This is a genomic window from Streptomyces sp. NPDC002463 (assembly GCF_042889835.1).
GTDB classification, from domain to species: Bacteria; Actinomycetota; Actinomycetes; order Streptomycetales; family Streptomycetaceae; genus Streptomyces; species Streptomyces nymphaeiformis.
Genome location: NZ_JBIARL010000003.1, coordinates 154,033 through 168,061, shown reverse-complemented (window position 1 = coordinate 168,061; position 14,029 = coordinate 154,033). Strand labels below are relative to the sequence as shown.

Annotated in this window: 12 protein-coding genes; 4 read left to right on the top strand and 8 right to left on the bottom strand. The window is 72.9% G+C overall.

What is annotated here, in order from left to right; translation table 11 throughout:
• Window positions 1-248: 248 nt before the first annotated feature.
• Window positions 249-911: a deoxynucleoside kinase gene (locus ACFYX3_RS08700; protein ID WP_376586608.1), complete on the top strand. Its 663-nt coding sequence runs from the start codon at window positions 249-251 to the stop codon at window positions 909-911.
• 81 nt (window positions 912-992) lie between these two features.
• Here the strand turns inward: ACFYX3_RS08700 and ACFYX3_RS08695 are convergent, their stop codons facing one another.
• From ACFYX3_RS08695 to ACFYX3_RS08680, 4 genes are all read right to left on the bottom strand, one after another.
• A complete protein-coding gene (locus ACFYX3_RS08695) occupies window positions 993-2,501 on the bottom strand; it encodes a DUF4246 domain-containing protein (protein WP_389009835.1) in 1,509 nt (502 codons plus the stop codon).
• A 92-nt stretch (window positions 2,502-2,593) separates the two neighbouring features.
• Window positions 2,594-5,131 (bottom strand): class IV lanthionine synthetase LanL, encoded by a 2,538-nt coding sequence (lanL, locus tag ACFYX3_RS08690; RefSeq protein ID WP_389009832.1) that lies wholly within the window; start codon window positions 5,129-5,131, stop codon window positions 2,594-2,596.
• A gap of 2 nt (window positions 5,132-5,133) precedes the next feature.
• Window positions 5,134-5,316 carry an SflA family class IV lanthipeptide gene (locus tag ACFYX3_RS08685; RefSeq protein ID WP_352026561.1) on the bottom strand — a complete coding sequence of 61 codons (183 nt, stop codon included), beginning with the start codon at window positions 5,314-5,316 and terminating at the stop codon, window positions 5,134-5,136.
• Between the two features lie 661 nt (window positions 5,317-5,977).
• Window positions 5,978-7,519 (bottom strand): flavin-containing monooxygenase, encoded by a 1,542-nt coding sequence (locus ACFYX3_RS08680; protein WP_389009829.1) that lies wholly within the window; start codon window positions 7,517-7,519, stop codon window positions 5,978-5,980.
• A 365-nt stretch (window positions 7,520-7,884) separates the two neighbouring features.
• Between ACFYX3_RS08680 and ACFYX3_RS08675 the strand changes: the two genes are divergently transcribed.
• A complete protein-coding gene (locus ACFYX3_RS08675) occupies window positions 7,885-8,826 on the top strand; it encodes a PucR family transcriptional regulator (protein ID WP_389009826.1) in 942 nt (313 codons plus the stop codon).
• Between the two features lie 22 nt (window positions 8,827-8,848).
• Here ACFYX3_RS08675 and ACFYX3_RS08670 read toward each other — a convergent pair whose 3' ends face one another.
• Entirely contained in the window at window positions 8,849-10,249 is a 1,401-nt protein-coding gene (locus tag ACFYX3_RS08670) for a glycosyltransferase 87 family protein (protein WP_389009824.1), read from the bottom strand.
• A gap of 113 nt (window positions 10,250-10,362) precedes the next feature.
• On the opposite strand from ACFYX3_RS08670, the gene ACFYX3_RS08665 reads away from it, so the two are divergent.
• A complete protein-coding gene (locus tag ACFYX3_RS08665) occupies window positions 10,363-11,538 on the top strand; it encodes a molybdopterin-dependent oxidoreductase (protein ID WP_389009821.1) in 1,176 nt (391 codons plus the stop codon).
• Window positions 11,535-11,957, top strand: coding sequence for a hypothetical protein (locus ACFYX3_RS08660; RefSeq protein WP_389009818.1), 423 nt, complete (start codon window positions 11,535-11,537; stop codon window positions 11,955-11,957). The genes ACFYX3_RS08665 and ACFYX3_RS08660 overlap by 4 nt, the downstream gene beginning before the upstream one ends.
• Here ACFYX3_RS08660 and ACFYX3_RS08655 read toward each other — a convergent pair.
• The 3 genes from ACFYX3_RS08655 to ACFYX3_RS08645 are packed head-to-tail and all read right to left on the bottom strand — an operon-like array spanning window position 11,930 to window position 13,946.
• On the bottom strand, window positions 11,930-12,595 hold the full coding sequence (locus tag ACFYX3_RS08655) for a class I SAM-dependent methyltransferase (RefSeq protein ID WP_389009815.1): 666 nt from the start codon (window positions 12,593-12,595) through the stop codon (window positions 11,930-11,932). The genes ACFYX3_RS08660 and ACFYX3_RS08655 overlap by 28 nt on opposite strands.
• Window positions 12,592-13,254, bottom strand: a complete 663-nt coding sequence (locus tag ACFYX3_RS08650; RefSeq protein ID WP_389009812.1) for a DUF2064 domain-containing protein — start codon at window positions 13,252-13,254, stop codon at window positions 12,592-12,594. The genes ACFYX3_RS08655 and ACFYX3_RS08650 overlap by 4 nt, the downstream gene beginning before the upstream one ends.
• Window positions 13,251-13,946: a glycosyltransferase family 2 protein gene (locus ACFYX3_RS08645; RefSeq protein ID WP_389009809.1), complete on the bottom strand. Its 696-nt coding sequence runs from the start codon at window positions 13,944-13,946 to the stop codon at window positions 13,251-13,253. Before ACFYX3_RS08645 ends, ACFYX3_RS08650 begins: the two co-directional genes overlap by 4 nt.
• Between the last annotated feature and the right edge of the window lie 83 nt (window positions 13,947-14,029).

Genomic DNA, 14,029 nt, shown 5'->3' with positions numbered 1-14,029 from the left:
CGGGGCGACTCGTCATCTATGCTTCAAGGCGGCCGGGGGCGATGACTCGTCTCTCCGGGCGGCACCCGCGAAGCGGCCGGTCGGACCCGCCGAGGACGGCGGTCCGGGTCGGGCCTCAGGGGGCGGGCGGACCACGTGAAACCGATCATGACGATCCTGGGGAATCGAGTGGCCGTCGCCACGCGTCACAGTGGTGCGGGGAGCCCGGTCCCCGCCCGCGAACGGAAGTCTCCAGGGAGAAGTGAGGTATGTCGGTGATCTGCGTCGGAGGCATGATCGGGATCGGCAAGACGAGCGTGGCCGAGCTGCTCGCGAAGGAGCTCGGCAGCGACGTCTTCTACGAGAGCGTGGACGACAACCCGATCCTGCCGCTCTTCTACACGGCGAGCCCCGAGGAGATCCAGGCGAAGCGCTACCCCTTCCTGCTCCAGCTCTACTTCCTGCAGACCCGGTTCGCGTCGATCAAGGAGGCGTACAAGCAGGGCGACAACGTCCTCGACCGGTCGATCTACGAGGACTGGTACTTCGCCAAGGTCAATCACGACCTGGGCCGCATCAGCTCCCTCGAGATGCAGGTGTACGAGGGCCTGCTGAACGAGATGATGCGCGAGATCGACGCCCTGCCGTACCGCAAGGCGCCCGACCTCATGGTCTACCTCAAGGCGGACTTCGAGACCGTGCTGAAGCGCATCGGGCTGCGCGGCCGTGACTTCGAGCAGGACGAGGCCCTCGTGGAGTACTACCGGACGCTGTGGTCCGGCTATGACGACTGGGTGCACAAGCACTACTCGGCCAGCGAGGTCCTGGTGATCGACATGAACCGCACCGACGTGGTGAACAACGCGGACGACGCCGCCCGCGTGGCGCAGGAGGTCAAGGACGCGCTGGTCGCCGCCAGGTCCCGCGCCTGAGGTGTCGAAGCGGCGGGGGGAAACACCGCCCCCGCCGCTTCGGCGGCCCTTCAGGCCGCGCGGCCGGCCGCGCCCGAGCCGTCAGTGCTCGCAGAGCGAGAATTCCCGTTCGTAGAGCTGCTCGTTGTGTTCGTCGACGAAGAACTTGCGTTCCCGCATGAGCTCTTCGCGGTACTCCTCGGCCTGTTCCAGCGTCATGGTCGACGTGTCGGACCACGGCTGCTGCGGCGGCACGTCGGACGTCGAGACGATCCTCTCCGACGGGTCGACCAGGAAGAACGCGAGGATCTTGCGATGCCCCGGACGAGTGGCGTCCGCGAGGCGGAACGAGCCGACGCGGTGCTGCAGGACGTTCGGGAACGCCAGGCAGCGTCCCTCCGGCGTCGACGCGGATCCCAGTACCTGGTTCAGCGCGTCCTCGTCCTCGAGACCGTAGACGTCACGCAGACCGTCGTCGTCGTTCTGTTCGTAGTCCGGGTCGTCCAGCGCCGCGCGGAAACTCAAGCTGCTTTCGGTGATGTTCTCGCTGTCCCAGTAATAGATGCCGGTCGAGACGATCCGCTCGTTCAGCATCCCCTCGACATGCCAGGAACCGCCCTGGTACTCGGGCTTGTCCGGCGTGAGGTGGATGGTGGCGAGCTTGACGATGACCTGCAGGCTCCGCCCGCGCAGGTCGATCCGGGCGGACTGATCGGGAGACTCGGGCGGGGTGTAGGCCGGGGCGTCCGGAACGACCGGGCGGCGGTTCTCCCACCATTCGTCCTGGGCCCGATTCCATGCGCGGCGGGCTTCCTCATAGGCCTCGTCGTCGCTGTGGGAGGCCTTGTCCGGATACTCCGGCTCCGGTCCGTACCATCCGTAGGGATCGGCTTCGATCCGCGCGGGCCGAGGATGGCGCAGATCGGTGAGCACGTTCTCGAACAGCGGGCGCATGCGCGCGAACAAGTCCGGTAGAACCGCGTCCAGTTCGGCATGGGTCTCGGGGTGGACGTTGTTGACGTACGACCGGAAGACGACGTCGCCGTCGTCCGTGACGTCGACGTCCGTGGGCAGCCACTGGAACCTCTCCGAGAACTCGTACCGCGAGTAGTGGTTCGCCGGGTTCCGCCAGGCCTGTTCGGGAGCGCCGCTCACCCCGTTCACGAGGCAGAACAGGGAGGGGTGAACCAGGTCCAGCACCTGGCCGTCGGAGCCGGGATGCCAGTCGAGCTCTGCCTCGGGGACCTCTTCCAGCACCCGGACCGCGTCGCGCAGCCGGCTCCTGAGCTTGTCGTCGACCAGGGTGTCCGAGTGCCACACCCCGTCGACGGCGGACACCTCGATGCCGGTTCGCTCGTCCCGCAGCGCGGCGTAGTGCGCGAGTTCGGCGAGCACGTAACGTATCTGCGCCTCGGTGAGGCCCTGGTCGAGTGCTTCCCGCGTCCACCGGGCGACGATGTCGGCGTCGTTCATCTTGTCGAACCATCCGGGCTTCGCCCTGAGGTGCGAGCTGCACTGCATCATCTGAAGTTCCCGCAGCGTTCGGGGATCCGCGAACGGCAGGGAACGAGCCGTGTGGAAGGGCAGCGGGAAAGCGGACAGGTCAGTCAATTGTCTTGGTCCTACCAGTCGGTGTGAGGTGCCGGGAAGGATACGTCAGCCGACTGACACCGCCTCGGTGGACGAAGGCGGGCCCGTGCGACTCAGGCGAACCCGAGCCGCGGGCCGCCCAGGTCGTGCAGGCGCCGGAAGAAGGCGAGCACGCCCGCGGAGCCACCGGCCCACGTGGCGCTCGCCCGGACGAGACCGGTGTCCGGGAACACCGGCCGCGACCAAGTGCCGCCGCTGCGGCTCAGGATGAGCAGGGCGACGGTCTCGGCCGCGTCCCGGAACTCCTCGGACGCGGACGCCTCCGCGAGGTCCACCATCAGTTCGCCCGCTCCGGCCAGCCCGCAGCACTGCGTGACCAGCGGCATCCGCGGGGCCAGTGCGGCGCAGGCCCGCGCGGCCCGCCGGGCGAGGTCGAGGTACCCGGGCTCGTCGAGGCGGTCGGCGGCCCGCACGAGTACGGACCCGATGCCGGCCAGGCCCCGGCACCACGAGCCGTAGCGGCGCGTCGCCCCCGGTGCGGCCGCCGCCGCGATGATGTCCGGTGTCAGGGCGGCCAGGTGCGCGGCGGCCTTCTCGGAGCGGCTGATCGCGTCCGGGTCCCCGGTCGCGGCGCCGTACTCGAGCAGGAACAAGGCGACGCCCGCCTCGCCGTGCGCGATGCCCTCGCGGAGCGCGGCACTGCCGGCCGTGTCCGCACCGGTCGGGGTCAGTCGGGCGGTGCCCGACGCCAGCATCCGGTCGCAGTCGGCGGCGACGGCGAGGTGCCGGTCCGCGGCATGCCGCTGCCCGGACCCGAGGGCGTGCCGGGCGAGGAGCAGCCCGCCGAGGCCGATTCCGGCGGCGCCCGCGATCAGGTCCGCCTCCGGGGGCCCGCCGTCCGGCGCGCGGTCCGGCAGGACGGGCTGTCCCGACCGCGCCTCGGCGTCCGTCCCCGCCTCCGCCTTCGTGAGGAAGAGTTCGACGCCGGTGCGCCCGGTGTAGAAGCCGGGCGCCAGGTTCCTCGACTGATCCGCGGTCCAGCGCGCCAACTCGGTGACGGCCGACCGTACATGGGGACGGTGTGCATGCTGCAGGAGTTCGAGGCCGAGCCCCGAACTGCCGCCGTAGACGTCGATCGAGGTGGGGACGTTCAGCTGTGCGGCCCGTTCCGGGTCCACGATCGCCCGCGCTTCGCCGACGCAGAAGGCGGTCGTGTGCGCGATGATCTCGTCCAGCAGGTCGTCGTCGATCCGAGGGCGCGCGGGCCCGCGTACGGTTCCGGGCGTGCCGGAGCGCAGACGGTCGGCCGAGACGGTCCGTACGGCCGGGTCGAAGCTCAGCAGGCCGGTGATCGACGCCCGGATGCCCCGGTGGACGTCCCCGGGGAGTCCCCCTGCCAGGCAGGCCAGGGTCCGGTCCCGATTGACCTCGTGGTCGGTGTCGACGATCACCGGGTCCATACCGGTGGCGGCGAAGAAGAGGGTCGCCCCGAGGGCGTAGTAGTCGTCGGCGGGGGAGGCCGGTCCCGTCGTGGGCAGAACGGGCTCGTTGTAGCCGGGGGTCGCCCCTCCGGGGCCGGAGCCGTTCCACTCGCTGATCCCGAAGTCGATCATGTGGCACCGTGCGGGGTCCGCGTCGTCGAGTACGACGTTGTCGGGCTTGAGGTCGCGGACGACCACGTTCCGGCCGTGGATCGCATCCAGGATGAGCAGGAGCCGGGAAGCGAGGGTGGAGAGGGCGCGCGCCGCCCGGGTGCCGTCGGCCCGGTAGGGGCCGTTCAGCAGGACGTCCCTGCGCAGGTCTCGCGTGCCGCAGTCGCTCATCACCAGGTACTCGTCCGTCCGGTGAGCGAAGTAGTCCAGTGCGCGCGGCACGCCGGTGACGCCGTCGAGCGCGGTCAGGACCGTGCGTTCGTTGCGGAGCCGGTGGCGGGCGTCCGTACCTGATTCGTCCTCGCCCACGAAGGCCCTCGCCTGTTTGACCACCACCGGCCGCCCGTGTGTGCGGTCGACCGCGCGGTAGACGTTGCCGCGGGGTGCGCGCGCGATGCCCGCGGTGACGGTGTAGCGTCCGCCGCCGAAGCCGGGCGCGGCGGCCGGCTCGTCACCGGGTCCGGAGCCGATCGCGAAGGGGTCCTCGGCCCAGGGCGGGCACCGGTAGCGGCCGACGGCCAGGCCGTCGAAGATCCGGCCGTCCGGCCCGGTCATGACGGACTCGAGGCGCCCGCTCCGGCCGGTGCGGTAGTCGCCGGTGAAGGGGCCGTAGCGGTAGTAGACGGGGGCCCTCGGGTCGACCCGCCGATCGCTGACGACCTGGGGGCCCTCCCGGTCGCGCAGTACGGCGGCGAGGTCCCGGGCCACGTCGACCACGGCGTCGGCCGCGGGGTAGACGGTGATCGCCTTGCCGACGGCTCCGGCGCTCACCACCCCGGAGTTGAGGCGGCGCAGTGTCTCCGGGTCTCGGGCGAACTTCGCGTGGCAGACGTACCGGGCCAGCACCGGCAGGACGAGTCGGGTCACGGCGTCGAGGTCGCCGGGACGCGCCGAGACGTGCAGCTTCCATCCGTGTTCCATCGCCGGCATCCGCGGATCGTTGAGGTACGACCATGTGCCGTCGGACCAGCCGCTGCGGCCGGCGATGGAAACGGCCACCGCTACGAGTTCAGGTCACAGGCGAAGCGGGTGGTGGCGGTCACCCAGGGGTCGGCGAGACACGCCGTGTGCTCGCGGTCACCGCGGTCGTCGTCCTCGAACGCGATCGCCTCGTCGTCGATCTCCAGCGGACCCGCGTCGCGGAATCCGTCGGTTTCCAGAAGATCCGGCACGGCTAAGGGCATGTGACGCCTCCATGGTGTGTCGTGCACTGAGGAGCGGACAATGGCCGACGCGGGCCGGTGGACCCGCTGGGCCGGGACTCGCTGCACAAAGGTAGGGAGCGGGCGAACGCGCTGGCAAGAGGGCCGCAGAGGCCACTCCGGAGGACTCCCGCGTTCCGGAAACGGGCGGCGGATCCCGCGTTCGAAGCGTGGAGCACCGTCCTCGGAATCGGCCGAGTGCCCGCTGCACCGTCGCCGCCATCGCGATCTGCCCGTACTGGTGGGGGTGCAGGGGCTTTCCGGACCCGGTGACCACGCAGGTGCCGACGAAGGTCGCCCGGTCGGCCTGGGCCTGGGGGGCGAGCGCGGCGTTCAGGGAGGGTTCCGCGTAGCGCAGGCAGTCGATGTCCCCCACCGCCAGGGGGTGTTGAACCGACGGCTCCAGGCGGTGACCGTGTCGGTGGTGGCGCCGCCGCAGGTCACGTCGGCCGGCTCGTGGCCGGTGGCCGCGGCGACCAGGTGCGGGTAGTCGTGCGCGGAACGTCCGCACGCGTCCGCGTACTGGCCCGGCGGCGGCGCGGCGATCCGGGCTGGACCGGTCGGCGTCCCGGTCGCCGAACTTCCGGGGCCGCCGGGGCGCCGCCGGTCACGGCGGCGGCTGCCACGCCGTCGTCCCTGCCCGTCACGCCGTCACTCCCGCCCGGGCGGCGGCCCGGGAGAACACCAGTTCCGGGTCGGCGACGCTGCCGGACCGCAGCAGCCTGACGTCGTCCCGGTAGCCCATCGAGGTCAGCCACGGCATCCGGTCCCCCTGGCGGGGCAGCGAGTCGACGGCGCGCCGGACGTATCCCGCCCCGAAGTCCAGGAACGGACGGGTCGGCATCCCGGGGTCCGCCGGCTCGGGTCGGCAGATGTCGTACCCGTGGGCGTCCAGGTGGGCGAGGAGACGACAGAAGTGCTCGCACAGCAGGCCGATCTTCAGCGTCCAGGAGGAGTTGGTGTAGCCGATGGCGAAGGCGAAGTTCGGCACGCCGGAGAGCATCATGCCCTTGTAGGCCAGGGTGTCCGGCAGCCGTACCTCCCGGCCGTCGACGGTGAGGCGGACGCCGCCGAACGCCTGCACGTTCAACCCCGTGGCGGTGACGACGACGTCCGCCGCCAGCTCACGGCCGGACTCCAGCACGATGCCCTGCTCGGTGAACGTGGCGATCCGATCGGTGACCACCGAGGCCCGGCCCTCGCGGATCGCCCGGAACAGGTCGCCGTCGGGGACCGCGCACAGCCGCTGGTCCCAGGGGTCGTACGGCGGGTTGAAGTGCAGGTCGACGGGGTAACCGGCCGGCAGTTGGCGGGTGTTGACCCATCGGATCAGGCGCCGTGCCGCCTTCGGGAACCTCTGGCAGAAGCTCCAGATCAGGCGCTGCTGGACGATGTTCTTGCGCCGGGCCAGTGCGTAGCCGCGCCGCTGACCGAGGTACTTCTTCAGCATGTTGGCGACGACGTCGGCGCGCGGTATCGGCAGGACGTACGTCGGCGTGCGCTGCAGCATGGTGACGTGCGCGGCGGTGTCCGCCATCGCCGGCACCACGGTGACCGCGGTCGCCCCACTGCCGATCACCACCACGCGCTTGCCCGCGTGGTCGAGCCGCTCCGGCCAGTGCTGCGGGTGCACGACCGGACCCCGGAACCGGTCCAGACCCTCGAACCGGGGCGTGAAGCCCTCGTCGTAGCGGTAGTAGCCGCCCGCACAGAACAGCCAGCCGCAGGTCAGCGTGGAGCGCTCGCCGGTGTCGGTGCGCTCGACCTCGACGGTCCACCGTGCGCCGTCGGTCGACCAGGAGGCGCCGAGCACCTTGTGGTGGTACCTGGTGTGCGCCTCCAGGCCGTTCTCGGCGGCCGCCTGCCGCAGGTAGTCCAGGATCCGGGGCGCGTCGGCGATGGACTGTTCGTCGCGCCAGGGCTTGAACTCGTAGCCGAAGGTGTGCAGGTCCGAGTCCGACCGGATGCCCGGGTAGCGGAACAGGTCCCAGGTCCCGCCGGACGCCTCGCGCGCTTCGAGGATCGCGAAGCTCTTCGACGGCAGCTCGGTCCTCAGGTACCGCGCGGCGCCGATGCCCGAGATCCCGGCTCCGACGATGAGGACGTCGAGGTGTTCGACGGCGGACCTGGCAGGGGACGAGGACACAGGCAGCTCCCGGCAGTGGTGGTGGAAGGGTGCGTCCATGGTGGTGCCGCCACGGCCCGGCACCAACGTGCAAACAGCACCGTCCTGATCCGGCGAGGGTGGCGATCTGCACCAGTACGATGGGCGCATGTCGTGGCAGTCACCCTCGCCCCGGGTGCGGGAGCTGATCCGCCGGGGGCGCCGAGATCGCGCTCACGCCCTCGGCCGACTGGCTCGCCGAGCTGGACGCGGCGACCCTGTCCGGCGAAGCCAGGCGACAGATCGCGGCCGATCCGGTACTGGCCGCGGGGACGCGCCGTACCAACCGCTCCAACCTGCTGTTCTGGGCGGCCTCCAACGTCCGCGCGCCGGGGGAGCCGGTCCCGGCCAACGACACGGAGGCACCACTGGCCGTCGCCCGGGACATGATCCGGCGGGGCCTGGACGAATCCGCCCTGGACGCCTACCGGGTCGGCGAGAGCGTCGCCGTGCGGATGCGGACGCAGATCGCGTGCTCGCTCACCGGCGATCCACAGGAGCTGCGTGAACTCCTCGACGTGTCCCTGCGCTCCATCTCCGCCTTCGTCGACGACACCGTGGGCGCGATCTCGGCCCGGATGCGCGCCGAGCGGGACGAGCTCACCCGCGGCACCCACGCGGAGCGCCGGGAGATCGTCACCCTGCTCCTTGAAGGGGCGCCGATCACCCGGGAGCGCGCCGAGAGCCGGCTCGGCTACCGGCTGCAGCCGACGCACACCGCAGCGATCGTCTGGACCGAAGCCCCCGACGCCGACCTGAGCCGGCTCGACCGGGCGGCCGACGCGCTCGCCGAGGCCGCCGGACAGCTCCGCCCCCTGAGCGTCATCGCCAGCACCGCCACCCGCTGGCTGTGGGTGCACGGTCGACCCGACGGCGACCGGGCGCGCGCCGCACTGGACCAGCTGCCGGACGTGCGGATCGCGGTCGGCTCCACCGCACCGGGCGTCGACGGCTTCCGCAGCAGCCACCTCGACGCCCTGACCACCCAGCAGATGCTCACCCGTCTCACCTCACCCTCACGGCTGGCCTTCCACCACGAGGTGGAACTCGTCGCCCTGCTCACCGCAGACCCCGAAGGCGCCGACCGGTTCGTCGAACGCACCCTCGGCGAGCTGGAGACCGCGCCGCCCGAGATCACCGAGACGCTGCGCGTCTTCATCGCCGAGCAGTGCAACGCCACCCGGGCCGCCGCCCGGCTGTTCACCCACCGCAACACCCTGCTCCGGCGCCTGGCCCGCGCCGACCAGCTCCTTCCGCGCCCGCTCGCCCAGCACACCATCGAGGTCGGCACCGCCCTCAAGGTCCTCCAGTGGCGCGGACACCCCTGACATCGCCGAAGCGCGCTGAGCGTCACCTCGTGGGAGCGGACACGCTTCGCGGCTCGACGCTCATCGGGCGGCGTCCGGCGCTCCGTCGCCGCGTCCACCACAGGGCGGCGACCAGGCTCCCCGCCGCCCCGTACGCGGTGGTCACCCCCACGGCGCCGGCGACCGGGCCGGCGAGGTACGCCACCGCGCCCGCCAGGGCGACGCCGAGCCACTCCCAGCGACCGTCCAGGGCGACGAGGGCGATGAGCAGCAGGGCGTACCAGGAGTAGCCGGGAGTCAGCAGGAGGAACGTCGCGCCCGTGGTCGACAGGGCGCCGTGCCAGGGTCGTTCGGGGTCGCCGCGCCACCACACCGCCGCCGACACCGCCGCGATGGCCGGCATCGCCACGGGCGGCGCCCACGTGTCGGGCAGCACGAGGCGGAGCAGGGCGTAGCGGCCGCCCGCGCCCGCGTCGTCGTAGCCCTCCTCCCGGACGTATCCGCTCAGGTAGCCCAGGACCGAACCCTCGGAGAGGAGGACGTACGGCAGGTATGTCAGCGCCACTGTCGCCGCGGCCGTCAGCGTCAGGGCCGCGACCGTCCGGGCCCGTCGGATTCCGGACAGCGCGCCGGGCAGGAGCAGCGCGGGCAGCAGCTTCGCTGCGACGGCCAGACCGAGCAGCACTCCGCCCATGACGTGACGGCGGCGTGCCACCAGAGCGAGCGCGCCGACCGACAGGAGTACGGCCAGGACGTCGACGTGGGCGTTGTCGACCGCCTCGACGGGGACCGCCGGGCACCACGCCCACAGGGCGGCCAGGCGGGGATCCCCTCGCCGGCGCAGAACGCCGAGCAGGAGGCCGCTGACGGCCAGGGCGAGAACGGCCGAGCCCGCCTGGAGCCCCTTGTGGCGGACGCCTTCCGGCGACAGGGCGTGGACGAGGAGGAACCAGCCCTCGGCCACCGGTGGGTAGATCGTGTGGACGGCAGGTCTGTTGATCCGGGTGCACCGGCCGTCGCCGAGGGACGCGAGGGCGGCGCCGTCCCGCTCGCAGACCTCGGCGCGGGGGAAGAGCCAGTCGTCCCGGAGTCCGGCGAGCGCCGGGTCCGCGGGCGCGTGATCGTACGGCGAGACGCCCGATGCCTGGACCCGGCCGTCCCACGCGTACCGGTAGGAGTCCGTGCTCGTCCGCGGGGCCGCCACCAGGCCCGTCGCCGTCACCGCGACCGCTCCGGCGAGGACGAGCGGGACGACGTGCCGGCGGGGGACGCGCCGCAGGGCGACCGCGGCCGCCGCGAACACCGCCCACGCGCCCGCGTACCCGGCCAGGAAACCGGTCCCGTGGGCGTCCGCGCGGAGCAGCAGGGCCAGCGACGCGGTCAGGAGCGACAGCAGAAGCGTGGTGACGACGACGGGGAGCGGGAGACGGCGGTCGCGGGTCATGGGCGCAGACTGGCAGCGCGCACGACGGGTGCGGAGGAGACCCGGCGGGGCGTTCGGGTTTCGTAAGGTGTCGGACCGTCCACGGCGCCGCTCGCGGCGGTGTCATGGACGGCATGACGTTCCGCATGCCCCGGCTGCCGCGCCCCGCGTTCCGGCCCCCGGCCGTCCGTCCGCCCGCGTTCACCGGGCGCCTTCACGACGCCAGAACCGCGACGTCCGTCGGCCGGTGGCTCGGCGCGGCGTTCGCCGTCTGCCTCGTCACCGGCCTCGTCAGCCACTACCTCCAACACCCGCCGGACCGGCTCGCCGATCGTCTGCCCGCCCGGCCGGTGTGGGGGTACGCGTTCACCCAGGGCCTCCACGTCGCCACCGGACTGGCGGCGATCGTGCTGCTGCTCGTCAAACTGTGGGCGGTGTACCCCAGGTTGTTCGTGTGGCCGCCCGTGCGGTCGGTGCGGCACGCGCTGGAGCGCCTGTCCGTCGCGGTCCTCGTGGCCTCGGCCGTCTTCGAGGTGCTGACGGGGCTGCTCAACATCGTCGAGTGGTACCCGTGGCCCTTCGCCTTCGTACCCGTCCACTTCGCCGTCGCCTGGGTGGCGACCGGCTCGATCCTGCTGCACATCGCCGTCAAGGCCCCCGAGATCAGGGACCACTGGAGCCGTCACTCGGCGGGCACCGAAGTCCTGCCGGTCCAGGACGCCGTCGACCGGCGCTCGTTGCTCCTCGCCACCGGCGGCGCCGTCGGCGTGGTGACGCTGACGACCGTCGGCCAGTCCTTCACGCCCCTGAAGGCGTTCGACCTGCTCGCGCCCCGGCACCCCGACCACGGCCCGCAGGGGCTGCCCGTGAACCGGACCGCCGCCGCGGCCGGCGTGACGGCGCGCCGTCTGGCGGGCTGGCGTCTGGAGGTCGCGGGACCCCGCCCGTACGTCCTCACGCTCGACGCCCTCGGGTCGATGCCCCGAGCCGGAGCCCGGCTGCCGATCGCCTGTGTCGAAGGCTGGAGCGTCGGTGCCGACTGGGGCGGGGTACGCCTCCGCGACCTGATCGAACGGGCCGGCGGACGGCCCGGCCGGGACGCCGTGCGGGTGACGTCGCTCGAGGTGAGCGGGGCCTACCGGGTGATGGAGATGGGCGCGGAGTACGTGGAAGATCCGCTCACCCTCCTCGCCCTCGCTCTCAACGGGCGGCAGCTCACGCTCGACCACGGTTTTCCGGCGCGGATCATCGCCCCCGGCCGGCCCGGGGTCCTGCAGACGAAATGGGTGCACAGGCTGGAGGTGCTGTGAGGACGGTGAGCGTGCTGCGGTACGGACTCGGGATGCTGGGCGTCGCCCTCGTGGGGCTCGGAGCGTGGCTGGTGGTGGACCAGCCGGATCCCCTCGGCGTGTTCGTGTGGCTGGCGGGCGCACTCGTCCTGCACGACGGGATCCTCGCCCCCCTCGTCCTGGCCGTGGGACTGCTGCTCGTGGGACGGCGCCGGCGGGGACTGCTGCGTGGGGCGTTGCTGGTCGCGGGGAGCGTGGTCCTTGTGGCGCTCCCTCTTCTCGTACGGCCGGGAGCGCCGCCCAACCCCTCGGCGCTGCCCCTCCCGTACGGGCGGAACCTCGCGATCGTCCTGGCGGCCGTGACGGTGGTGACGGGCGTGCTGATCGCCGGACAGCGCCGGCGGGAACGCCGTCAGGGGCGGGTGCCGGCGGACGACTGAGGGGTGAGCGACAGGAACGTACGCCCTTCCAGGGTCCAGTCTTCGGAGACGTCCCACCCGGCACGTCGCGCGTGCGAGGCCAGGGCGCGGCTGCCCGCCCGGGCCCAGGGGAACGGCGCCCCGCTTCCGCCCCGGCCGTCGTCGACCCGTACCTCGCAGCACTCGTCGACGTCCACGGGCGCGCACTCCGCGATGAGGCGCCCCGAAGGCGACACGACGTGCCGGAGCCGGCGGAGCAGGGCGGCCGGGTCGCCACCGATCCCCGTGTTGCCGTCGATCAGCAGCGCGGTGTCCCAGCGCCCCTCGCCGGGCAGCGGTTCGAAGACCGACCGGCACAGGGCCGACCCGCCGATCCGCAGGGTGCGGGCGACGGCCTCGGGGCTGATGTCGACCCCCAGGGCGCGCCGGCCCTCGGCGGCCAGCGCGGCGACGAGCCGCCCCGGTCCACAGCCGATGTCGAGGACGGTGCCCCGACAGCGGTCGAGCACGGAGCGGTCGGCGCTGTCGGGGGCCGTGCACCAGCGCTCGATCTCGAGGGGCAGGAGCCAGCCGTCGTGCCGGCGCAGGAACAGCGGGCCCCTGCCGGTACGCAGGGCGCAGTCGTACGGGTCGGCCCGCCACGCCGTCGTCGTGGTCAACGGCCCGCTCCCGTGGTCGCGGTGGTCAGCTCGGCGTACCGGGCCGCGAAACGGGTACCCGGCGCGGCGGCCGCCACCTGCCGGGCGTCCGACGCGGTGTCCACGTCCCGCAGGACGGGCAGGGCGCCGACGCGGAGCCCGGCCGCCCGCAGACGGGCGTACTGGACGGCCCCGGTGTCGGGTGTCGACATGGGGACTCCGAGGAGGAGGGAAGGGGCGGGACGGGCGAGACCGAGGGCCCAGAAGCCGCCGTCGGCGGCGGGACCGAACCAGGCGTCGCACGCGTCCCGGCACAGGGCGGGGGCCAGGAGCTCCGGTGTGACCTGCGGAGTGTCCATGCCGATGAGCAGGGCCGGCCCCGGGCAGCCGGCGAACGCGGCGGCGAGGCGCACGTCGAGCCCGCCGCCCGTCTGGGGGACGACCGCGAAGCCCGGCGGAAGCCACGGGCCCGGCTGCCCGTCGAGCACGAGGACGTGCCGGTCCGCGGGGACGCGTGCGGCGGCGGAGAGCGTGTCGGCGAGCGAGGCCTCGGCGAGCGCGGCGGCTTCCTCGGGGGTGAACGGGGGAGTGAGCCGGGTCTTCACGCGGCCGGGCCGGGGCTCCTTGGCGATGACGAGGAGGGTGGTGACGAGGGACGCGGTGACGAGGGGCGTCGTCATGGGCGGCCACCGCCCGCCGGCGCCGGTTCGTCGAGCACCTTGCGCATGTCGTGGACCGCCTGCCACGTGCCCTTCCACGTGCCCGTGACCTTGGACCGGCCGGTCCTGGGCAGGTACGGAACGTCGACCTCGCGCACCCGCCAGCCCGCGTCGGCCGCCCGGACGACCATCTGCAGCGGGTAGCCGCTGCGCCGGTCGTCGAGACCGAGGCCGAGCAGCGCCTCGCGGCGGGCCGCCCGCAGGGGGCCGAGGTCGTGCAGCCGCAGCCCGGTGCGCCGGCGCAGCAGCCAGGACAGGGCGAGGTTCCCGGCTCGGGCGTGGGCCGGCCACGCGCCGCGCCCGGTGGGGCGCCTGCGCCCCAGCAGAAGGTCGGCGGAGCCGTCGGCCACCGCGCCGACGAGGCCGGGCAGCAAGCCGGGATCGAGGGAGGCGTCGCAGTCGCAGAAGCAGACGAACTCGGCGTCGGAGGCGAGCAGTCCGGCGTGGCAGGCGGAGCCGAAGCCGCGCCGGGGCTCGTGCACGACGGTGGCGCCGAGGGCGGCGGCGATGGCCGCCGATCCGTCGGAGGAGCCGTTGTCGACGACGATCGCCCGCCATCCGGCCGGCACGCGGGCCAGGACCCAGGGCAGGGCATCCGCCTCGTCGAGGCAGGGAAGGACGACATCTACGGTCACGGGGGTCACATGCCTCACCGTAGGAACCGCAGGGCCTTCCGGGGCCGCTCCACTCCTTACGAAACGCGAACGTCCGCCGCCGTACGCCCGAGTGGCCGTGA